The sequence below is a fragment of the Micromonospora jinlongensis genome (assembly GCF_013410645.1).
In the GTDB taxonomy this organism is placed as follows: domain Bacteria; phylum Actinomycetota; class Actinomycetes; order Mycobacteriales; family Micromonosporaceae; genus Micromonospora; species Micromonospora zamorensis.
In genome coordinates this window covers 2,030,196-2,052,326 of record NZ_JACCHK010000001.1, presented here as the reverse complement: position 1 = coordinate 2,052,326, position 22,131 = coordinate 2,030,196, and the positions used below count along the sequence as shown (strand labels likewise).

General features: G+C 68.2%; 18 protein-coding genes and 1 pseudogene. 14 read left to right on the top strand and 5 right to left on the bottom strand.

The window, feature by feature from the left end; all coding sequences use genetic code 11:
- Positions 1-4: 4 nt before the first annotated feature.
- Positions 5-1,312, bottom strand: coding sequence for an ABC transporter substrate-binding protein (locus HNR22_RS08700; RefSeq protein WP_179779924.1), 1,308 nt, complete (start codon positions 1,310-1,312; stop codon positions 5-7).
- A 96-nt stretch (positions 1,313-1,408) separates the two neighbouring features.
- On the opposite strand from HNR22_RS08700, the gene HNR22_RS08695 reads away from it, so the two are divergent.
- Both HNR22_RS08695 and HNR22_RS08690 read left to right on the top strand, forming a co-directional pair.
- A complete protein-coding gene (locus tag HNR22_RS08695; protein ID WP_179779923.1) occupies positions 1,409-2,533 on the top strand; it encodes an ROK family transcriptional regulator in 1,125 nt (374 codons plus the stop codon).
- 64 nt (positions 2,534-2,597) lie between these two features.
- Positions 2,598-3,884: a family 16 glycosylhydrolase gene (locus HNR22_RS08690; protein WP_179779922.1), complete on the top strand. Its 1,287-nt coding sequence runs from the start codon at positions 2,598-2,600 to the stop codon at positions 3,882-3,884.
- A gap of 185 nt (positions 3,885-4,069) precedes the next feature.
- On the opposite strand, the gene HNR22_RS08685 is transcribed toward HNR22_RS08690, so the two are convergent.
- A complete protein-coding gene (locus tag HNR22_RS08685) occupies positions 4,070-5,389 on the bottom strand; it encodes a hypothetical protein (RefSeq protein WP_179779921.1) in 1,320 nt (439 codons plus the stop codon).
- A 673-nt stretch (positions 5,390-6,062) separates the two neighbouring features.
- Here HNR22_RS08685 and HNR22_RS08680 point away from each other — a divergent pair.
- From HNR22_RS08680 to ptsP, 10 genes and pseudogenes are all read left to right on the top strand, one after another.
- On the top strand, positions 6,063-7,100 hold the full coding sequence (locus HNR22_RS08680; RefSeq protein WP_179779920.1) for a DUF808 domain-containing protein: 1,038 nt from the start codon (positions 6,063-6,065) through the stop codon (positions 7,098-7,100).
- A gap of 278 nt (positions 7,101-7,378) precedes the next feature.
- On the top strand, positions 7,379-8,140 hold the full coding sequence (locus tag HNR22_RS08675; protein ID WP_246380762.1) for a DUF4185 domain-containing protein: 762 nt from the start codon (positions 7,379-7,381) through the stop codon (positions 8,138-8,140).
- A 265-nt stretch (positions 8,141-8,405) separates the two neighbouring features.
- Positions 8,406-9,167 carry a DeoR/GlpR family DNA-binding transcription regulator gene (locus HNR22_RS08670; RefSeq protein WP_179779919.1) on the top strand — a complete coding sequence of 254 codons (762 nt, stop codon included), beginning with the start codon at positions 8,406-8,408 and terminating at the stop codon, positions 9,165-9,167.
- 13 nt (positions 9,168-9,180) lie between these two features.
- Positions 9,181-10,089 carry a 1-phosphofructokinase gene (gene pfkB / locus HNR22_RS08665; RefSeq protein WP_179783468.1) on the top strand — a complete coding sequence of 303 codons (909 nt, stop codon included), beginning with the start codon at positions 9,181-9,183 and terminating at the stop codon, positions 10,087-10,089.
- Positions 10,090-10,148: 59 nt separating this feature from the next.
- Entirely contained in the window at positions 10,149-11,309 is a 1,161-nt protein-coding gene (gene mtlA / locus HNR22_RS08660) for a mannitol-specific PTS transporter subunit IIC (protein ID WP_179779918.1), read from the top strand.
- Positions 11,310-11,313: 4 nt separating this feature from the next.
- Positions 11,314-11,622: a PTS sugar transporter subunit IIBC family protein gene (locus HNR22_RS08655; protein WP_179779917.1), complete on the top strand. Its 309-nt coding sequence runs from the start codon at positions 11,314-11,316 to the stop codon at positions 11,620-11,622.
- On the top strand, positions 11,615-12,049 hold the full coding sequence (locus tag HNR22_RS08650; protein WP_179779916.1) for a PTS sugar transporter subunit IIA: 435 nt from the start codon (positions 11,615-11,617) through the stop codon (positions 12,047-12,049). The genes HNR22_RS08655 and HNR22_RS08650 overlap by 8 nt, the downstream gene beginning before the upstream one ends.
- Positions 12,046-13,086 carry an alcohol dehydrogenase catalytic domain-containing protein gene (locus HNR22_RS08645; protein ID WP_179779915.1) on the top strand — a complete coding sequence of 347 codons (1,041 nt, stop codon included), beginning with the start codon at positions 12,046-12,048 and terminating at the stop codon, positions 13,084-13,086. Before HNR22_RS08650 ends, HNR22_RS08645 begins: the two co-directional genes overlap by 4 nt.
- A gap of 9 nt (positions 13,087-13,095) precedes the next feature.
- The gene (locus tag HNR22_RS08640; protein ID WP_179779914.1) at positions 13,096-13,371 is read left to right on the top strand and encodes an HPr family phosphocarrier protein; all 276 of its coding nucleotides are present in this window, start codon (positions 13,096-13,098) and stop codon (positions 13,369-13,371) included.
- A pseudogene (gene ptsP, locus HNR22_RS08635) lies at positions 13,364-14,983 on the top strand (phosphoenolpyruvate--protein phosphotransferase); the annotation flags it as partial. The gene HNR22_RS08640 and the pseudogene ptsP, both read left to right, overlap by 8 nt.
- A 322-nt stretch (positions 14,984-15,305) precedes the next feature.
- Here the strand turns inward: ptsP and HNR22_RS08630 are convergent.
- The 3 genes from HNR22_RS08630 to HNR22_RS08620 all read right to left on the bottom strand — a co-directional run bounded on the left by HNR22_RS08630 (position 15,306) and on the right by HNR22_RS08620 (position 18,168).
- Entirely contained in the window at positions 15,306-15,668 is a 363-nt protein-coding gene (locus HNR22_RS08630) for a cyclic-phosphate processing receiver domain-containing protein (RefSeq protein ID WP_179779912.1), read from the bottom strand.
- A gap of 215 nt (positions 15,669-15,883) precedes the next feature.
- Positions 15,884-17,203: a glycoside hydrolase domain-containing protein gene (locus HNR22_RS08625; protein WP_343059740.1), complete on the bottom strand. Its 1,320-nt coding sequence runs from the start codon at positions 17,201-17,203 to the stop codon at positions 15,884-15,886.
- Positions 17,204-17,652: 449 nt separating this feature from the next.
- Complete coding sequence (locus HNR22_RS08620) at positions 17,653-18,168, bottom strand: 2-thiouracil desulfurase family protein (RefSeq protein ID WP_246380761.1); 516 nt, start codon at positions 18,166-18,168, stop codon at positions 17,653-17,655.
- A gap of 299 nt (positions 18,169-18,467) precedes the next feature.
- On the opposite strand from HNR22_RS08620, the gene HNR22_RS08615 reads away from it, so the two are divergent.
- Both HNR22_RS08615 and HNR22_RS08610 read left to right on the top strand, forming a co-directional pair.
- Complete coding sequence (locus tag HNR22_RS08615) at positions 18,468-18,695, top strand: hypothetical protein (protein ID WP_179779911.1); 228 nt, start codon at positions 18,468-18,470, stop codon at positions 18,693-18,695.
- 361 nt (positions 18,696-19,056) lie between these two features.
- Positions 19,057-22,116 (top strand): M20/M25/M40 family metallo-hydrolase, encoded by a 3,060-nt coding sequence (locus HNR22_RS08610; protein WP_179779910.1) that lies wholly within the window; start codon positions 19,057-19,059, stop codon positions 22,114-22,116.
- Positions 22,117-22,131 lie beyond the last annotated feature (15 nt).

Here is a 22,131-nt window from a genome sequence, read left to right as displayed (position 1 = left end):
GCTGTCAGCCATGCGTCTTGGCCCAGTCGGACTGGACGGCCCGGATGAAGGTGGCGGCGTCGACCTTGCCGGCTATCAGCTTCTGGGTCTCGGCGACCAGCGTGTCGTTCATGGTCGCGGTGGCGTTGTTGTTGAACCCGATGAGCCCGTCATCGGCGTTGACCTTGTTCCAGGCGGCGATCAGTTCGGCGGAGATGGTGCCCGGCTCGGCGGTCACCGTCGAGGTGTCCGAGGGCAGGAAACCCTGCGCGAACGAGGCTTTGGCAGCCTCCGGGCCGCGCAGGAAGTCCAGGAAGGCGGCGGCGGCCTGCGCGTTCTTCGACTTCCGCGAGATCCCGTACGCGACCGAGGTGCCGATCGCGGTGGCCTTGGGGCCGGGGAAGGGCACGAAGCCGGCGTCGCCCTTCAGTGCGTCGCCGATCTTCTTCGAGTCCCAGGAACCGTCCACGAAGAAGACGCCGTCGCCCTTGGTGAACTTGTCCACCGCACCCTGCAGGTCGATGCCGTTGGCGTCCTTGGAGTAGTACCCCTTGGTACCCCAGTCGGTGATGCTCTGGGCGCCCTTGGCGTTCCCGGCGGTGTCGAAGGTGGCGCCGCCCTCTCCGAAGACCCACTTGGCGTAGGCGGCCGGACCGTCCGTGGACTGGCCGATGAGCTGGATCGGGAAGGAGGCGTGGCCCTCCTTGTTACCGAGTTGCAGGGGGGTCTCACCGCCGGCCTTGGCCTTGGCCAGGGCGGCCTCCAGGTCCTCCAGGGTGGCCGGAGCCGTGTCGATACCCAGCTTCTTCAACTTGGCCTTGTTGTAGTAGAGACCGACCTGGGAGAAGGACGCGGGTGCCGCGTACAGGTTGCCCGACCCGAGGGTGGTGCCGTCCTTGGCGACCCGCCACTGGTTGAGCTGTCCGGCCGGGTACGCCGACTCCCAGCCGTACGCCTTGGCGTAGGGCTGGAGGTTGAGGATCAGTTGGTCCTTGACCGTGGTGCCCACCGCGTTGAGCAGCACGATGTCGGGCGAGGTGTCGCTGGACAACGCAAGGTTGAGCGACTTGTTGTAGTCGTCGTACGTGGTGTCGACGTAATTGATCTTGACGTTGGGGTGCATGCCCTGGAACGCCGGGATGATGTCCTTCATGGCGGCGCCCGACTCGGGGGTGGCGATGAGGTTGAGTTCCACCTGTCCGGCCGGTACGCCGGTCTGGACCGCCGCGTTGGCGTCGGCGGCCGGTTCGCCGTCCGACGAACTGCCCGGCGCGCACGCTCCGAGCGCGAGGAGCACGGCGGCCGCGCTGAGCGCACTCTTCGCTGATGTCATCGATTTCATGGGGGTCTCCCTGGGCAGGAGTAGTTTCGAAGGAAACTTGCGTTCGCTATAGTGGGCCGTCGACGAACGCACGTCAAGGGGCAGCGAATGACCGTGGGAGATGCTCTTCCAGGCGGGGACCAGAGCGCCTTACGGCACCTGAACACGCGTCGTGTGCTGCGGCTGCTCTACGAGGGGCCGTCGCTGACCATCAGCGGTGTCGCCCGCGAGACCGGGCTGTCCCGCCCCACCGTGCAGGGCATCCTGACCTCACTGGTGGAGTCCCGACACCTGGTCCTGGACGGATTCGACAACGCTCCGACCGGAGGGCGACCGGCGCAGCGGTACCGCTTCGCCGCGGACGCGGGCGTCGTGGCCGGCCTCGACATCGGGGCGCACGCGGTGTCGGTGCGGATCGCCGACCTCGCCGGCGCGCAGGTGGCGGCCGCTCGGGCCGCCATCCACCCGGACCTGGACCCGGCCGGACGCATCGACGCCGCTGTCCACCTGCTGCGACGGACGATGCCGGCCGACGCGCCGCGGTTGTGGGCGGCCTGCGCCGGCTCCCCGGGCATCATCGCCGACGGTGTCGTGCGGCTGAGCGTGGCCATTCCGGACTGGACCGGCACGGCGCTGGCCAAGGAACTCACCGCCCGTCTGGGCTGCCCGGTGAGCGCCGTCAAGGACGCCAACCTCGCGGTGCTGGCCGAGCACCGGGTCGGCGCCGCGCAGGGGGTCGACCACGTCCTGTACGTGCATGCCGGGCACCGCCTCGGCGTCGGCGTCCTGGTGGACGGCAGACCGTTCGGCGGTGGCCGGGGGGCGGCCGGAGAGATCGGCCGGCACCCGGGCCTGGGCTGGGAGGCGGCACCCCGCAAGCTGCTCTCCGACGCGGGGGTCGCTCCCGGCATGAACTCCCGCGAGTGGGTCTTCGCACAGGCCAGGAGGGGGGACAGGCGCGCGGTCGAGGCCGTCGACGACTACGCGCGGGCACTCGCCGAAGGGGTGGGCGCCATGGTTCTCGCGATGGACCCGCAGTTGGTCGTGGTGGGCGGCGGCGTCGCGCGCGCCGGTGAGACGGTGATGGAGCCGGTGCGGCGTCACCTCGCCGAGATCCTGTACGAGTTGCCAGGTCTGGCGATCTCCGCGCTGGGCGATGACGCGGTGGCCATCGGCGCGGTCGAGACCGCCCGGGACGCGGTCCGCGGGGAGCTCTTCACCGACGGCTCTTGACAGCGGTAGCACCCACCGGCATATTCCGAAAGAACTTTTCTTTCGTTACCCCCGGGAGTGCCTCATGGCGCATCGCTTTCGAAAAGTTCTAGCCGCAGCCACCTCGATGATCCTCGGCGTCACCCTCGCTGGCATCGTCACCGCCCCGCCGGCGCAGGCCGACGACACCCCGCCCAGCCCGCTCGCCAAGCCGGGCTACACCCTCGACTTCGCCGAAGAGTTCGACGTCAACACCCTCAACACGAACCGCTGGCTGCCCTACTACCTGCCGCACTGGACCTCCCCGGCCAATCGGGAGCTCGGTGCCAAGGCGCGCTACACCATCGCCGACGGCGTGCTCACCCAGCGGCTCGACGCCGACACCCCGGCGTGGAACCCGCAGTACGACGGCACGGTCAAGATCTCCTCGATCCAGACCTACAACAAGGACTACTGGCACAAGTTCAACGGCTCGATGCCGTTGAACCACCACGAGCCCGACTTCAATGGCTACACGTTCCAGTACGGCTACGTCGAGCTGCGCGCCAAGAAGTCGAACGTCGGCGGAGGCGGCCACCAGGCGCTCTGGCTGGTCGGCACCGGGGACACCTCCAGCGCCTCGCGCAACCCCGAGGTCGACATGGTCGAGACGTTCTTCAACGAGCCGAACAACTGGCGGATCGCCGCCCACGGCTGGGGCGACCCGAACTTCCTGTCCAGCTCGTACGCGTCGATCGCCCCCGTTCCCAGCGGGTCACCGACCACCGAGTTCCACACGTACGGCATGGAGTGGTCGCCCACCGACATCAAGTTCTACTACGACGGCCAGCTCTACCGAACGATCAACGACGCCCCCAACATGCCAATGGGGCTCATCATGGGCATCTACACCGATGCCGGCTCCGGTCGGCACAACGACGTCTGGCCCAAGACCTGGAGCGTCGACTACCTGCGCGTCTACAAGAAGGACGGCGGCTACCCGATGTCCTACCAGCGGTTGAAGAACCGGCAGACCGGCCAGTACGTCAAGGACGACGGAAGCGGCACCGCCAGGTACGTCGCCGCTGCCAGCACCGACCAGTCCGCCCAGTGGGCAGTCGAGAACGTCGACGGTTACGTCCGGCTCAAGAACCGTGCCACCGGCAACTATCTGCACGTGGAGAACCAGACCGGCAACGTGCAGACCGGTGCGGTACCCGGCACCTACTGGTCGGCGCAGTGGGCCCAGGAGCCCGTCGACGGCCGCCTGCGCCTGAAGAACCGTTGGAAGGGCACCTACGCCCATACCGAAAACCTGACCGGCAGCATCCAGTACGGCGCCGCGCCCGCCAACTGGTGGACCAGTCAGTGGAGTCTCGAACCCGTCTCCTGACGAACCGTCACCCACCTGTCCATCAGTGGGATCGACGAGGGCCGCACACCAGCCTCGCCCACTGTCGGGTCTCGCAGTTCACACGCCGCCTCCGGGATATTGGAGGCGGCCTTCTGCTGCCGATTGAAATCGGCTGGCTGAGTGGGATCGTCGGGTTGTGAAGCGAGATAAGGGTGTGGGCGGCTTCAGTCTCCGGTGAGGCGTGCGGCTGCGGCCTGACGCACGGATGCTTCCTCGACAGGATCCTCGCGTAGCGTGAGCAGCCAGCGCCGGGTCTGATCGGTGAGCGGGGTGTGCTGAGCGGCTAACAGCCGGACGTCCGGCTCACAGTCGAGGAGATAAGACGGCAGCACGGCAGTTGTCTTGTCCGGATCGAGAAGCAGCAGGCTTTGCAGGTAGCTGCGTCGCTCGTAACTGTGTGGCGATGCGATGGTCAATCGGCGCAGCCGGCGGATCACTGTTGTCCGCAGGTCGGCCTGGGAGGCTGATGGGGAAGTGGTGAGGATCCTGGCCAGGCCTTCGGTGAGTCGGTCGTGGCCGCACCATTCGTCGGTGAGCCGGTCGAGTGCGGCGAGGATCGACGGGATGTCCTGCTCGTCGCCGTGCTGGGCGAGGAGGTGTGCGGCGGCGTCGAACAGCGGGTGTTCGGGGTCGGCAGCCCAGACTCGTGCAGCCGGGAGGACCTGCGGGCCGAGGACGCGCAGCGCACCGAACAGTCCGGCTTGCCGTTCGGCGGCCAATTGCTCGACTGCGTCGAGCAATTCCGGTACGGGCCGTGCTCTGCGACGGATCTGGTGCAGTGCGGTCACCTTCACGGCCCGGCCGGTGTCCGGCGCCTGGAGGAGCGCGATCAGTTCGGCGTCACTGGTGGTCGAGAGGTCGACCCGGCGACCTTGAGCATCCTTTCGGCTGCGCTGCGCGGCGTTCAACACGCTGTCGATCCTCGGATCCCGACCCCGCCAACGCAGCCAGGGCTCAGCGGCTGGCAGTACCTCGGCCACATCTTCGGGCCTGATACGCATGGCTGCGGTCTCCCAAAGGTCGTCCCACCACTCCGCCGGCCAACTGGAGGCCAGCGTTGTCAGTGCATCGATCCAGCGGATGCCGTCGCGAACGTATCCGCGCAGTGTGTCGTGTGCCTGCCTGTTCCCCTTGCGGGCGAGCGCCTCCAAGACGCCGACAGCAAGGTTGAACTGATTGTCATCATCGGTCGAATCCGTTTGGGGCCAGGGGCGGTACGGGCCGCAGGCGTGAAGCTGCGCGACCAGTGGGGCTGTGTCGAGGCGCAGGTCGTGCAGCAGCCGAGCCAGGTACGTGTAGCGGTCGTCGACCTGCCAGTCCCACCGGGTGTCGCGAGCGGTACAGGTGTAAACCTTGTGCCCGTGATCCGGCTGACCCTGCAGCCAGGCCACTGCGGAACCCTGGCCGCGCTGCAGCGCGCCCAGCCCGGTGCGGTACGGCGCGTAGTGCCACTCGTGCGAGCAGCCGTCGTTTTCACAGCCCATCGCGAGACAGAATGAACCCGCGGGGTCTCCCGCTCCAGCGAATTTGTTGCGATAGCAGGGTGCGCAGCACAGTTCCCACCGTGGGGACCACGCCAGCGCACCGACCGCTGCTGGCGCTGATGGAGATCGTGCCCGTCATCAACTCAACCCGGACGAGTTTGCGAGACCGACGGGGTTGACCGATTGGGTTAGAAGGCGCATGCATCTGTACGGATTCGCATCCATCGACTCCGATCTGGATCTGCGGGCTGCCCCAGCCCGATTAACCTCCCGGGACAGCCTGGCCACGCTCATCCGTACCCACCTGGGACACGAACTCGTAGCTACTGCGATGGCTGTGAATCTTTGAAGACACGGCCTATGCGCATGATCTGCCTACCTCACTGGCTACCACCTGGGCCGGCAATGACCAAACGGCTCGGCCGATGCGGAGCAGAAACACCAGGTCATCACCGACGGGGCGGCATTGGCTAACGGTGACTGCGGCGGACGGGTTCGGCCTGAGCTGGCGCAAGGTGATGACCCGGGCGCGGTGGTGGCGGATCGTCGGCCGAGCGCGATAGTCGCTCTCCTCGGGCTCTCGCCCGATATACGGCCGGGCGGTGGCGTGCCGCGCGCAGAGACCTGAGCGAGAATGGGCCAGTTCGAACCGCAACCCTGGAAGGACCCTCCCTTGGCCGGTGGACTCGTAGCCCTGCTGGATGACGTGGCGGTGCTGGCCCGGGCCGCTGCCGCGTCTATCGATGACATCGGGGCGGCCGCCGCGAAGGCCGGCGCCAAGGCGGCGGGCGTGGTCGTCGACGATGCTGCCGTCACGCCGCAGTACGTGCGGAGCCTGGCGGCCGAGCGCGAGTTGCCGATTATCAAGCGCATTGCCGTGGGGTCGCTGCGCAACAAGTTCTTCATCATCCTGCCGGCGGTGCTGCTGCTCAGTCAGTTCGTGCCTTGGCTGCTCACTCCGATCCTCATGCTCGGCGGCGCCTACCTCTGTTACGAAGGCGCGGAGAAGGTGTGGGCCAAGATCGCCCATCATGGTGCCTCCGGCGCGGGCGAGGAGAAGGTGCAGGACGAGACGACACTGGTGTCTGGGGCGGTACGAACCGACCTGATCCTCTCGGCGGAGATCATGGTCATCAGCCTTAACGAGGTGATCGATGAGGCGTTCTGGTCCCGCCTGGCAATCCTGGCTGTCGTCGCCGTCGTCATAACCGTCCTGGTGTACGGCGTGGTGGCCCTGATCGTGAAGATGGACGACGCCGGGCTGCGCCTGTCGCAACGTTCCGGCGCCGTCGCCACGTTCGGCCGCGGTCTGGTGAGGGCGATGCCGGTGGTCCTCACCGTGCTGACGGTAGTCGGCACCGCGGCGATGCTGTGGGTGGGCGGGCATATCCTGCTGCTAGGCACGAACGAGCTGAACCTGCACTTCCTGTACGAGGCCGTGCACCACGTGGAGGTCGCCGCCCACGACGCCACGGGTGTTCTCGGCGGGCTCGTCGGCTGGCTCGTCAACACGGTGGCCAGCGCGATCCTCGGGCTGATCGTCGGAGCGCTGGTCGTGCTGGTCATGACTCTCACGCTCCACCGCCGCACATCCAAGGCTGCGGCGGCGACTGCGGCGGCCACGACTCGTACTGACGGCACCATCCCCGCGCCGCAGAGCCGTGCAGCTCGGCGTCGCGACGCCCCTGCGGATCGAGCGCCGCGCGGTTGACCGCGAAATCACCGCAACTCGACCACGGGGGTCAGGCGTTCTGGTGCTCAACCCCTTTGGCGCTCCAGCCGCACCCGGTGGAGTCGGAGTCTTCGCTGGTAGTGGGCCGTGTGGGCGCGACGATGCGGCCTCTGTGGGGCTGAATGAGTGCTGTCGCCCGGGTGAGTTGCCACCCTCGCGACGAGTCCTGATCTTGGTTGTTCTCGGTGGAGACACGGCCGTAGTACGTCACTTCCCGGACTCCAGAGGGCGGCACCGCCGGGGCGCCTCGGGCGTTGATGCCGCCGTCCGAGCCCGGCAAGTGGTACTGGGTCGGTGACGGCCACCTCTCGGGCGGACAACTTCAAGTGGTGTACCAGGAGTACGAGCGTTTCGGCTCGGGCGCCTGGGACTGGCGGTTCAACCGCAACGTCGTCGCCAACTTCGCCCTGTCCAACCTGCGGACCCCGGTCAGCGTCCGGGAGTTGCCCTCTGCCAGCGGGGTCGCCTGGGGCTCGGGGCTGCTGCCGGCCAGCCGCAGCGGCGACGGCTACACCTACGTCTACGGCGTCGACGACTCCCCGATCAACAAGCAGATGCGCATCGCCCGGGTGTACGGCAGCGACCTCGCCAACGGCACCTGGCAGTACCACACGCCGTGGGGCTGGACGCTGCGCGAGCAGAACTCCCGCAACCTGCTGACCGGCATCGCCAACGAGTACAGCGTCAGCCCCTGGGGCGGACAGTTCCTCCTGCTCAGCCAGGACAGCACCGAGGCGTTCAGCGGGCAGATCAACGCCTGGACGTCCTGCTCACCGTACGGCCCCTTCACCCAGAAGACCCCGGTCTACCGCATGCCGGAACCCGGCCCCTACGGCAGCTACTGGAATCCCAACGTCATCTCCTACAACGCACACGTGCACCAGGCGCTCAGCTCCGGTGACACCTTCATCGCGTCCTACAACGTCAACAGCATGGACACCCGCGTCTCCCCGGACGCGGACCACTACCGCGATCCTGGCATCTACCGCCCCCGCTTCTTCCGGTTCGTCCTCGGATAACTACCGCGGTTCCGCCGGGCGTGTCCTACGCCCGGCGGAACCGTCTGGCATCCCCGGTAGCGGTGGGTGCCTCCAATAGCGCGACAGCGACGTGGTCGCCGCCCATCGCCAGAGCTGGCGAAGGGCGGCGACCATTCGGCATTCGTCCAGGTGACGGTAGAAAGCCATCCGTCCAATGTGGCTTCTTGTGGCTTACCCCTTGACTTGGCCGGAAGGCGGGCGTAAACAAAGCACAAGCAAAACGAAACGGCGGTGAAACAACACGATGTACGCCGAAGAACGACAGCAGGAGATCCTTCGCATCGCCCGGGATGTGGGCCGGGTCGAGGTGGCCGGCTTGGCCGATGGGCTGAACGTGACGTCGGAGACCATCCGCCGCGATCTCACCATCCTGGAGCGGGCCGGGGTGCTACGCCGGGTCCATGGTGGAGCTATTCCGATCGAACGGCTCGGGTTCGAGCCCGCGCTGGCGGCGCGTGACGCGGTGCTCATCGAGGAGAAGGAGCGGATCGCCAAGCTCGCCCTGAGCGAGGTGCCGGAGGAGGGCGCGATCATCCTCGACGCCGGCACCACGACCGCCCGGCTGGCCCAGCTGCTGCCGGTCGACCGGGAGCTGACAGTCGTGGTCAACTCGCCGGTCATCGCCACGACCCTCGGTACCTATGCCAACCTCAACGTCCTGCTGTTGGGTGGGCGGGTCCGCGGGAAGACCCTGGCAACCGTCGACGACTGGGCGCTGTCGCCGTTGGCGGGCCTCTACGTCGACGTCGCGTTCGTCGGGACCAACGGCATCTCGGTCGAGCGCGGACTGACCACCCCGGACCCGTCCGAGGCGGCGGTGAAGCGGGCGATGGTTCGTGCGGCCCGCCGCACGGTGGTGCTCGCCGATCACACCAAGCTCGGCAACGACTATCTGGCCCGGTTCGCTGAGCTGGCCGACGTCGACCTGCTCATCACCGACAGCCGTGCCGACCGCGACCTGGTCGGTGACCTGGAGTCGGCAGGCGTTCGGGTGGTACGCGGATGAGAGCGGGCCGGGCATGATCGTCACCGTCACCCTCAACCCCAGCCTCGATCGGGCCGTGGAGGTCGACTCGCTCACCCGGGGCGAGGTCATCCGGGCTGCCACGGCTCACCTCGACCCGGGCGGCAAGGGCGTCAACGTGTCCCGTGCCCTGCTGGCCAACGGGGTGCCGTCGGTAGCGGTGTTGCCGTCCGGCGGTGACGAGGGCAACCAGCTCATCCGCCTACTCCAGGCGGAGGGTGTGGAGGTCCTCGCCGTGTCGATCTCCGGAAGGACCCGCTCCAACATCACCCTGGCCGAGCCCGACGGCACGGTCACCAAGATCAACGAGCCTGGCCCGGCCATGTCCCGCGCTGAGTTCGACGAGGTGATCGACAAGGTGCTCGCGCGCGCCGGCGGTGCCGACTGGGTCGTGCTGTGCGGCAGCGTCCCGCCCGGCCTGCCCGCTGACGCTTACGCTCAGTTGTGCCGCAAGCTGCGCGCTGCCGGCATCAGGGTCGCCGTCGACACCAGCGGTCCTGCCCTGCGCGAGGCCGCCCTCGCCGGGGCGACAGTGCTCAAGCCCAACCGCGACGAACTGGCCGATGTGGTCGGCACCCCGCTGGCGGACCTCGACGATGTGGTCGACGCCGCTCAGTGCCTGCGGAAATGGGGAGCCCGCACCGTCGTGGCCAGCCTCGGCGCTGACGGCGCTGTCCTGGTCGACGCCGACGGCGTCCGCACCGGCACCTGCCCGGTCGCCCGGCCCCGCAGCACAGTCGGTGCCGGCGACGCGCTGCTGGCCGGGTTCCTCGCTGCGGGCGCCCAGGGTGCCACCGCTCTCGCCGAGGGCCTCGCCTGGGGCGCGGCCGCGGTGAGCCTGCCCGGCAGCCGGATGCCCGGCCCCGCCGACCTGTTCCGCCACCACGTCACCATCCACCCCTAGCCGGACGGGCTCTTTCCCCGCGGCCGTCTGGTCCGCCCCCTCAAGAAGGAGATACCCCCGTGACCTCCTCCTCCTACACACCAGAGGTACAGGGCCAGGGCCTCAGGGCCACTGTGCAACGCCTCGGCGGCTACCTGGCCGCGATGGTCATGCCCAACATCGGCGCGTTCATCGCCTGGGGCCTGATCACCGCGATGTTCATCCCGACCGGCTGGATCCCCAACAAGACGCTTGCCGAACTGGTCGGCCCGATGATCAGCATCCTGCTGCCGGTGCTCATCGGCTACACCGGCGGCCGGCTGGTCCACGGCCAACGCGGTGCCGTCGTGGGCGCGGTGGCGACGATGGGCCTCGTCGTCGGCGCGGACGTGCCGATGATCCTCGGCGCGATGATCATCGGGCCGCTCACGGCGTACGTCCTCAAGCTGTTCGACGGCCTGGTCGAGAACAGGATCCGTCCCGGCTTCGAAATGCTCGTGGACAACTTCAGCGCCGGCATCATCGGCGCCGCGATGGCCATCGGCGGTGTCTACGGCATCGGTCCGGTGGTCGAATGGCTCACCAAGCAGGCCGGCTCGGGCGTCGACTGGCTCGTCGGCAGGGACCTGCTGCCGCTGACCTCGGTGCTCGTCGAACCCGCCAAGGTCCTCTTCCTCAACAACGCCATCAACCACGGCGTGTTCGGCCCGCTGGGCATCGCCGAGGCGGCCGACAAGGGCAAGTCGATCCTGTTCATGATCGAGTCGAACCCCGGCCCCGGCCTCGGTCTGCTGCTCGCCTTCATGGTCTTCGGCCCCCGCGCACTGCGCCCCAGCGCCCCGGCCGCGATCATCGTGCAGTTCCTCGGCGGCATCCACGAGATCTACTTCCCGTACGTGCTGATGAAGCCGAAGCTGATCCTTGCCATGATCGCCGGCGGCGCGGCCGGCGTCGGCACCTTCGTGATCACCGGTGCGGGCCTGGTCGCCACCCCCTCGCCGGGCAGCATCTTCGCGTACCTCGCGGTGACCCCCAAGGGCGGCCACTTCGGGGTCATTCTCGGCGTGGTGGTCGCCGCCGCCGTCACCTTCGCGGTCGCCTCGGCCCTGCTCGGCTTCGGGCGCGGCGAGCCCGTCGAGGACGCTGTCGGCCCTGACGAGACGACGGCTGACCACCCAGATGAGGACAAGGCAGTCGACCCCGACGGGACCCTCGACAAGTCGGCGAAGCAGGAGGTCTGAACACATGTCCACAATCAACGGCACCGAGATCAAGAAGGTGGTCGTGGCCTGCGACGCCGGCATGGGCAGCAGCGTGATGCTGGCCAGCCAACTTCGGCGGCAACTGGCGAAGAACGCGGTGACGGTCGAGCACACGCCGGTCAACTCGATCCCCGCCGACGCGGACGTGGTCATCTGCCACCAGGGGCTCGCCGCCCGGGCCCGGGTCAGCGCACCCGACACGGTGATCGTGCCGATCCAGGTGTTCATCGGCGACCCGGCAGTCACCAGGGTCGTGAACGCGGTGCAGCGCGGTGGTGAGCTCAGTGGCTGAGCTGCTGGCCCGTGACGCGATCCGGCTCGACGAGCGGGCCGGGTCGCGGGACGAGGCGATCAGCCGCTGCGGCGCGGTACTCGTCGAGGTCGGCGCGGTCGCCCCGGCGTACGTGGACGCGATGCTCGCCCGCGAGCGGAGCGTCTCCACCTACATCGGGGAGGGTGTCGCCATCCCGCACGGCACGCTGAACAGCAAGGAGTCGGTCCAGCGCGACGCCCTCGCGGTGCTGCGCTTCCCGGACGGCGTCGACTGGGACGGCTTCGACGTGCGGGTCTGCGTCGCCATCGCCGCGGCCGGAGACGGGCACGTGGACATCCTCGCCCAGCTCGCTTCGGTGCTGATGGACCCGACCCAGGCGCAGCGGCTACGAGAGTCGACGAGCCCCGATGACGTGATCACTATCCTCGAAGGGAAGCCCTCGTGAAGGTTGTCCGATTCCACGCACCCGGTGACGTCCGCATCGAGGACGCGCCCGAGCCCACGGCGGGCCCCACCGACGTGAAGATCCGTGTCCGGGCATGCTCCACCTGCGGCACCGACGTGAAGATCTCCCGCTTCGGCCACCACCACATCGCCCCGCCGCGCGTCATGGGCCACGAGATCGCCGGGGAGATCACCGAGGTCGGTGGCGACGTCACCGACTGGCGGCCGGGGGACCGGGTCCAGGTCATCGCCGCCATCCCCTGCGGTACGTGCGCCGAGTGCCGGCGCGGCCGGATGACCGTGTGCCCCAACCAGGTGTCGATGGGGTACCACTTCGACGGCGGGTTCGCCGAATACATGGTCGTACCGCACAACGTCCTCGCCGTCGACGGGCTCAACCGGATCCCCGAGGGGCTCACCTTCGCCGAGGCGTCCGTCGCCGAGCCCCTCGCCTGCGTCCTCAACGGCCAGAACCTCGCCGGTGTGGGGGAGGGCGACGACGTGGTCGTCGTGGGCTCCGGGCCGATCGGTTGCCTGCACGTCCGCCTGGCCCGGGCACGCGGCGCCGCCCGGGTGTTCCTCGTCGACCTCAACCGCGAACGCCTCGACCTGGCCGCCAACCTGGTGCAGCCGGACACGGCGATCTGCGGCGCCGATACCGACGTCGTCGACGCGGTGCTCAAGCTCACCGAGGGCCGGGGTGCCGACGTCGTCATCACCGCCACGGCCGCCGGCGCCGCCCAGGAGCAGGCGGTGCAGATGACCGCGCGGCAGGGCCGGATCAGCTTCTTCGGCGGCCTGCCGAAGGACAAGCCGGTCATCTCCCTGGACTCCAACCTCGTGCACTACCGCGAACTGACAATCGTCGGTGCCAACGGTTCCAGCCCGGAACACAACAAGGAGGCGCTGCGACTCATCGCTGACGGCTCCGTGCCGGTCGCCGATCTCATCACCCACCGCCTGCCGCTCGACCGCGCCCTCGACGCCTTCGGCATCGTGGCGCGCGGCGAAGCGATCAAGGTGACGATCGAACCGTAGGAGGATGCGTTGCCCACCAGAACAGTCCTCGTCGGCTCCGCCAGCGGGCTGCACGCCCGCCCGGCGGCGCTGTTCGTCGCCGAGGCGGCGAAGCAGCCGGTGCTGGTCACCATCCGCACCGGCGACAAGAAACCCGTGCCGGCCCGCAGCATGCTCGGCGTGCTGTCGCTCGGCGCCAAGAAGGGCACCGAGGTCACGCTGGAGGCCGACGGCGACGGCGCGCAGGCCGCCCTCGACACCCTGGCCGACCTCCTCGAACGTGATCTGGACGCTGTCGATGCGTGAACTTCGGGGAATCGGGGCCAGCCCCGGTGGTGCGGCGGGGCCGGTCTACCGGCTGGCCCCGCCGCCGGCCCTGCCGCCGTTGGCGGAGACCGTCGATCCCGCGGCCGAGAAGACGGCCGTGCGGGAAGCGGTCCTCGCCGTCGCCGCCGATCTGACCCGTCGCGCGGACACCGCAGTGGACGCGACCGCCGCCGAGGTCCTGCGCGCCCAGGTCATGATGGCGCAGGACGAGACGCTGATCGACGCGGCCGACACCGCCATCGACGGCGGCGCGGACGCGCCGCACGCGATCACCGACGTGCTCGCCGGGCACCGGGCCGCCTTCGAAGCCGCGGGCGGGTACCTCGCCGAACGGGTCAGTGACCTCGACGACCTGCGGGACCGCCTCGTCGCGGCGTGCCTCGGGCAGCCGATGCCGGGCGTGCCGGACCCCGGCCACCCGTACCTGCTCATCGCCCGTGACCTGGCGCCCGCCGACACCGCGGGTCTCCAACCGGGTCTGGTGCTGGGCCTGGTCACGGCCGAGGGCGGGCCGACCAGCCACACCGCGATCCTGGCCCGGACCCTCGGCATCCCGGCCGTGGTCCGCTGCGCGGGCATCCTGGACGTAACCGACGGCGCGCTGGTCAGTCTCGACGGCGCGAGCGGCGTCGTGGTGGCCGGCGTCTCCGCCGACACGGTACGCACCGTCAACGCGAACCGGCTCGCGGAGATCGAACGCCGCGCCCGCTCCCACGGCCCCGGGCGGACCAGGGACGGCCATCCCGTCGCGCTCCTGGCCAACATCGGCTCGGCCCGCGACCTCACCGGCGAGGTCGAAGGCGTCGGCCTGTTCCGCACCGAGCTGCTCTACCTCGACCGCAGCGACGCGCCGTCGCACGACGAGCAGGTCGCCGCGTACCGCGATGTCTTCGCCGCCCTGCCCGGCCGCAAGGTCGTCGTGCGCACCCTCGACGCCGGGGCCGACAAGCCGCTGCCGTTCCTGCGTCTGGCCGATGAACCCAACCCCGCGCTGGGTGTCCGCGGTCTGCGGGTCGCACGGCAGGCACCCACCGTGCTCACCACGCAGCTGGCCGCGATCGCGGCGGCGGCCGCGGCGACGGACGCCGACGTGTGGGTGATGGCGCCGATGGTCGCCACCGCGGCGGAGGCGGCCGCGTTCGCCGAGTCCTGCCGCGAGTACGGCCTGCCGACCGCCGGCGTGATGATCGAGGTGCCGGCCGCTGCCCTGCGCGCCGGCCAGGTGCTGCGCCACGTGGACTTCCTCAGCGTCGGCACCAACGACCTCAGCCAGTACACGTTCGCCGCTGACCGCATGTGCGGCGACCTCGCTGACCTGCTCGACCCGTGGCAGCCCGCGCTGATCGCGCTCCTCGCCGCCTGCGCGACGGCCGGCGTCGCGGCGGGCAAGCCAGTCGGCGTGTGTGGAGAGTCCGCAGCGGATCCCAGTTTCGCTCTGGTGCTGGCAGGCCTGGGCATCACCAGCTTGTCCATGGCGCCCCGCAGCATCCCGGCGGTGCGCGAGTCCCTGGCCGCGCACACCCTAAACGAGTGCCGCCAGATCGCCGAGGCGGCCCTTGCTGCCCCCAGCCCGGAGGCAGCCCGGGCGGCGGTGGCCGTGCTTCGCGTCAGCTACGGGTGGGCGACGGCTGCACCTGACGAGGGCATCCGGATCTGCGGCTGACAAGGCGTGGCGATTGTAGGTGTGCTCCACGACCGACCGACCGACCGACCGACGCGGCTGCGGGAGCCGACCTGGCCGGCGTCATAGCCTTCCCCGGCTTCACCCTGCCGGACCTCGCAACCCGCCTGCGCGGCGTCAACGACGCTCACCGCTCGGCGATCTGAAGGGCTTGCATGAGTGATCTCGCATGCGCGCATCTGGCGCTGTCCGAGCGTGCCAGCCGTTGGGCGCCGCGTTTGTGCCGGTCAGCTCACGCGGGGCCGTCGAGATAGCCGACGGCTGTGAAGCCCGACGCGACGCGGACGCGATACCCCCAGTGTCGTAGGACCTGGGCGATCTTCGCGGCGCCGGCCGGGTTGGCGGAGTGGACGTTGATGACGCCGATGTCGAAGGGGCGCTTGTCGAAGGCGGTTCGTTCCAGGACCTCCACGACCGGCCAGATCGTGTCGTCCCCGCCGAGGTCGTGGTCCAGCCACAGCTCGTCCAGGCGCCGGTGCCGGTATCGATCGAGGAGTTCAATCCCGGCGGCACTGGTGCGGGCCACCTCGGCGCTATGGCCATCCACGAACGAACGGAGGTCATCGACCAGGACGATCGTTCGGCGGGCATCCATCCGAAGATGATGCCTGGCACCGTCAGGACTCAAAATCCGAATTTGGTCGCTGTCCGTGCTGGTGAGCCCACGTGCCCTGCGACCTGGGCCACGTGGGCTCGCGCAGCCGAACCTTCGACGTTGCGCAGCTCCGCGCCCGGCTGGGTTATGCCGATGTCGTCCAGTTCCAAGAGCCGGTCACCGGATAGGGGTGCACTCGGCAGCCGCGAGGGGGTTCAGACCCGGGTGATCCGCACCGCGTCGGCGACCACGAGTCCGGTGCCGCTGGTCCAGCGACTCACGCCGACCTTGTTGCTCGTGCCCGCAGCCAGGGTGAACACGCCGATCGAGACCCACCTACCGCCGTTGACCCGCTGATTGACGGAGACGGACCTGCTGCCTGTGGTGGTCTCCACAAGGTATGGCGTCTGGTTGTTGTAGCCCGCGTCGGACGGGTACCAGACTGAGATCTCATAGCTTCCGGTCGCCGGGATGGTCGACCGGAACCAGGCGACGTCGCTCGACGACATCGGACTGGTGAACCGATAGTCGGTGCCGAACCGTTGGCCGGAGTAGGCCGACGTGCCCCATTCGGTGCTCGCGGTGAACCCGCCCGAGGCGCTGTTGTCGATGGTCGTGGTCCACTGCTGCGGCGGGGTCTGCGTAACCCTCAGGTCGAGGTAGTTGCGGTCGATCTTCATGGTGACGCCGCCCCACGTCTCGGTGACCTCCCCGGCGTACTGGTGCACGCGCTGCTGGTTCGCGTAGTAGGCATCGGCGCAGTAACTTCCAGCGTCCGTGTCAGCCACCCCGTTCCACCAGGCGATCCAGATCTGGTCGAGTCGCGTGTAGCTCGGGTTGTCGTATGCCTCGCAGACGTCCTTGATGCCGGACGAGCCGCTGGAGTACATGCCGGCGAGGTAGCCCCGTACGTGCAACTGCTCGGTCCAACCGGACAGGAACGACAGCACGGCGGCCCGGCACGACGCGTTCGACGGGTACTGCTCGATGTCGTTGTAGATGGTGCTCGCAGTGCCGATGCCCAGCGCCTGGGCGGCATTCGCGGCGCTGTTGGCCGCGGAGACGCCTTGCGACCGGGCGGTGGTGGGATCGGCGGACATCTTCGGCGTGCGGGTGCCGCATGGCGCCTGGTAACCCAGTTCGATGGGGATCAGCCGCCATCCGTTACTGGTCTGGTCGGCCACCCAGCTTGCGGTGAGATTGGGCTGGGAACAGGAGCGGCTCGCCCCGCTGATGTAGATGCCGACCGCGCCGTAGGGCGAACTGGCCCGCCACGCGTTCATCGTGGCCTGTGACGGAGCGGCGCAGGTGTCGAATCCCCGGCCGGTGAAGGTGCCGGGTTGCGGGCCGGTGGCCAGCGGCGTCACTGCAGTCGGTGCTTGTGTGGGTGTTGCGGCCACAGCAATCGACTCGGCGGGCGCCACGACTACTGCGACAAGGGTAAGACTCGCCAGCCACCCGGCAGTGAACCTCACGATGCCTCCGTCTGAAGAAATTCTTGCCTGGGAACGGGCAGTGCGAAAGATTTCTACCACGAATCGATGAGTAGCAATAGAGGGTCGCCGCCGACCCGGCCCCGAGGTCAGCTGAGGGGTAGGCCAGGTAGTTCTCGGCCAGGCTGGTGGCGTACGCGCGGGAGCCGGCCAGGTATCGCAGCGTTGTGGTCTGCAGCTTCGTCTCGTACGGGTCGTCGCCGTCCAGCCGGTGCAGCATCGAGGTCATCCACCAGGAGAAGTGCTGCGCCCGCCATAGTCGGCGCAGCGCGGTCGTCGAGTAGCTCTCCAGCAGGTCCGTCCGCCCCTCGCCGTACCAGGCCGCGAATGCCTCGCCGAGCAACGTCACGTCGGCTAGGAACTGGTTCCGTCAGCTGAGACACCGATCCCACCCGCGACGCGGTGGCCAGGGCCTCCTCTGTGGTGACATCTTCGGCGAATCCGAAGGGGTCAGCGCTGGCCTCCGGCGGAGGGGGTAGGGCGGCCTCCGCTCATGCCGATGTGAGTGCGTCAGGTGATGCCGCACTCTGCGACGAGCGGGCGTCAGCCGTTGCCGTGCTGCCGTTCCTGCCAGAGCAGCCGCTGCCCTGTCCAGGTCGTAGTGAGGAAACACAGGGATGCCCAGCGGCGGTGACGCCGGTGAAGATTCCGTCGTGAACGTAGGTGCTACCGCAGGTAGGGCTGCCCTCGACCAGGATGGCGAGCCCGACACCGGCCTGCAGTGCCTTGTCGACCGCCCGCTGCGCCGCCGCCTGGAACAGTTCGGTGACGTCATGGCCCGATGCTTCGTGTACGTGGGCGCGGCCGTCGAGGACGTCGGCCGGGCTGCCGCCGACGATCTCGGCTGGCGGGCGCGGCACCGGGAATCCGACGGCCAGTTCTGGACAAAGCGACACGAGGCGCCCTTCAGACGCCCAGTGCTGCCAGATCGAAGAGGCGACCGGCACGCCGGCCTCGTTGAACCGGATCGGTGCGCCGCCCAGGCAGCCGCTGACCAGGATCTTCATCGGCAGTTGCCCCTGTGGGTGCACGCTGGACTACCGGGAAGTGCTGGAGATCGCCGCGATCCCTGCCTCGCCGGACGGCCCGCCCGTGACCTCTGCCGCTACTACCGCTGAGCTGGCACACACCGCAAACCGCATGCCATCTGTACTATTTTGACCGTATGTCCTTATGGGCATGGGAATCTCATCGCCGTCTTCCCATTCGCATATTCTCATTGCTGACTGTCTACTTAGTAGAGCGAGTGGCGGCAGACATCCGGTCGGACACGACCGACTGGCGAAACGCGGACAAGGGGACTGCGATGAATCTCCCGAACGACACGGGCGACAGGGACGGCCGGGAGGGCGTCATGGAGCGCTGGATCTGGCTCACCGCCGGCAGTGGTCTCGTGACCGTGGTGCTGCTGACGGTACTCGCAGGCTGGGGTGAGGCGGATGCGACCGCCACGTCGGGCATCGCCGCCGTCGGCACCATCACGACTGCGGCGTTCGGCGTCCTGGCGCTGCTTGTACGCAGACGAGGCAGGTGACGGGAGCCACGGCAGCACCTGTCGGGCCGAAGGAGCAGCTGGGAGGCCCGATGGTCCATCTCAGCTTGGCCGTAGCAGCCGGTCACGAGCCCAGGATCGGGGGAGCAGGTTGGTGGCAACGGCGGCTCAACCTTGACCCCTCTGTTCCGGCCGAACTTTGGCCCTTGGCGGCCCGGCACTGGGCTAGCTTCTGCGTCACAGGCCGACATCGTGGCCCGGGCTAGCCGCGGTAGTGGAGTTAGTTGATCACTGGCTGGGCGTCGGCCACGGGGGGTGATCGTCTGGTCGAGGTGGTCCGGGGCGAACGCGGAGGCCAGCCACTCGTCAAGCGGCTCGGTGGGGGCATCCTGGCGCTGCGGCTGTGCTGACGGCACCGTCCGATTCTCAGATGATCCTCAAGATATCCCACCTCAACGGCCACTGGCGGCACGGCTGGTGTGTGCTGTCGCTACTGATCATCCCCCTGTTCCTGGAGTTTTCCATGAAAGATAGACCGGCGTTGACATTATCCGTCCTGCTCGCCGTGACCCTCGTGGCGACCGTTGCACCCCCGGCCAACGCGTCCCCGACCAGCTCCGGCGAGGAGCGTTTCCAGCCCAGTGTCACCTACGACCTGTCGGTGACCGACGCCGAGCGCGACGCGATCCACGCGGAGGTCGAGGCGTTGGCTGGACGCGTCAGCAGCGCGCGGGCGGGGGACGGCACCTACAACCCGCTCAGTCTGGTGGGGGCGATGCTGGACGGGTCGAGCTACGACTCCATTTCCCGAGGCGGCACGGCCGCGACGGAGTACCCCTTCCCGGTCAGCAACAACGAAGCCAACCAGAACGAGTACGACCGCAAGGTCGCCAAGCTCGCCTGGGTGGTCAAGCTGGCCACCGACCTTGGTTTCCCGGTGGTCGTCCAACGCCAACCCGACAAGTACGTCTACGCAGAGATCGGTGACCCGGACGCCCCGGAAATGGTCATGGCGTTGAGCCACCTCGACTCGCCGACGGCTTCCGTTTCACCGGCCCAGCTGGCGCGCTGGCGGGACGCCGACGGCAACCTCGGCAGTCCTGGTGCGTACCACTCGCCCTATGTCCAGGACGGCTGGGTCTACGGGGCGGGCATACAGGACGACAGCGGCCCGACGCTGGCGACGCTGCTCGCGGCCAAGGCGCTGCTCAAGGCGGGGTTGCCCCTCGACCGACGCATCCGCATCGTCATGGGAATCTACGAAGACGGCGGTCCCGGCACGCCCTCGACGACGAACACCGCCAACTTCCAGTCCATCCCGTACAACTCGAACCCGAGCTTCTACGACAACTGGGCCTACAAGAATCTCAACCGGGAGGAGATGCCGATCGCGGCCTACACCTCCGATTCGCGGTTCCCGGTGATCGTTGGTAACTCGGGATCGGTGACCCCGTCGGTGTCGATGAGCTTGTCCGCAGACAGCGCCAGGGCCTTCCGGCTGACGGATGCCACGGCCGGCGTCACCCTGCGCGAAGGCGACCCGACGCTCAAGGACATCGCCTACGGCAGCACCACGCAGATCGCCTCGCGGGCCATTTTCACCCTCGACGTGGCGGGGGCCGGCTCCGCCGAGCGCGACCGGTTCGTGTCGGCGATCGTCGCTGCCGCGACCACGAAGGGTTGGCTCCCGGCTGCTCCCCGCACCACGCCCAAGGTGCAGACCACGATCAGCGGCGACTCGCTGACGCTGGAGATCAACACCGATGTGGCGATGGAGATGCCGACCCCGCAGTACGGCAAGAATGCCGTCGTGTGGGGAATGTTCCTCCTCTCCAAGGGGCTGGGCGCATTGGGAAACCCGGCTGACGACATGGAGTTGAAGAAGGCCGCCGACGGCATTGCCGACCTCTTCTTCCGCGACGGTGTCGAAGGCGAGGCCTATATCGGGAAGTACATGGGCATCCCGGCGAGCCTGTTGCGCAACACGAGCAACGGCACGCCGAACCTGACCTTTGCCCTCATGGGAGGCATCAATTCGGAGACCCCGACGAGGTTCTACACGGACGCCTCCGGCAGCCTCAGCATGCCGATGTATGTGCGCAGCATGCACATCAACGCGGCTGACTCCGGCCAGGCGACGGCGGCGGTCACGGCCGCCTTCCAGTCGAAGGGGTTCACCATCGGCAACCTTGGCTCGCCCATCGGCGCCGGGTTGTACGTCACTCACGACAACCCGCTGACGGCTCTTCAGTTCGGGAGCTACCAGGCCTCTATCGACCGCAGCCCGCAGGAGTTCGCGGATCCATATTCACTCAAGGACGTGGTGTATCCGCAGGGCACCACCGGTGGCACCCTCGCCAGCAGCTTCCGCAACAAGATGACTGCCTTCGGTGCCGTCATCCCGGGTAACGAGCGCTGGTGGCACACGGCCAACGAGCGGATGAAGGTCGACTCGGCAGTGCAGATGACCAAGATCATGGCCGATGGCATGTTGGAGATGGCCCGGTACTCCGGGCCTGCCGGCGCCAAGTTCATGTGGGCGGACATGCCGGGGCTGAACGCCGACCGGGCGGACCTCGACCTGCTCGACGTCACGATCGGAACCTACAAGGACGCGTCGCCGGCTGTCGGCGCGGACCAGTTGGGCAACCAGGCACTGCTCGGCGCCACGTCGTTCAACATCCCGATGTGGAACGGGCGCGGCAACTCGGCTCCCACGCAGGCGGCTTTCGCGCTGGGCCACGAACCGGGAGGGGTCTACCTGCCCCTGAACGACGCCGAGTACCTGAACAACTCGTACGTGGCGCCGATGCGTCTGGAGTTCAAGGTGGAGCGCCCCGACCACATGTCGGACGCGGCTTGGGCGAAGTTCGTCGCCGGAGGCTACGGCAACTTCCAGTTCAACATTCTCGTCGGCGGCGCGGTTGTGCCGCTGGCCGTTCCTGCGGGGCAGAGCGCGGAGAAGTACTTCTCCTCGCGCATTTCGGCCAACAACCCCGACGCCATCTACCTGTCGGTCAACCTCGCGATCACCGATGCGCCGTACACCGGGGTGAAGCCCACCCTCGCGGATTCCAAGACGGACCTGTACACGGTCAATCCGGCGTACCTGGCCGCGAACCCGGATCCCTTCCCCGGGCGCGGGGCCATCGAACAACGGGGCTTCTTCGTGTTCGGTGATGGGCAGAAGAACGCGGAGTTCTCGTCACCCGACGCGGTCTACGTGACGGTCGCCAACGCGGCCGTCGACGCGAAGCCGTCGGCGGTGGTGAAGAAGCTGAAGGGCAACACCAACGAGTTGACCATCACGGTGAAGCAGACCCGCATCGACGGCAGCGAGTCCGCTGTGACGGGCACGTTCACCATCAACAACAACGCTGCTGGCACTTACACCGTCGGCGATTACCAGGTGTACGTCGACACCAAGGGCAACACCCAGGTGCGGTCGATCTCCATCGTCTGAGGCACATTGACAACG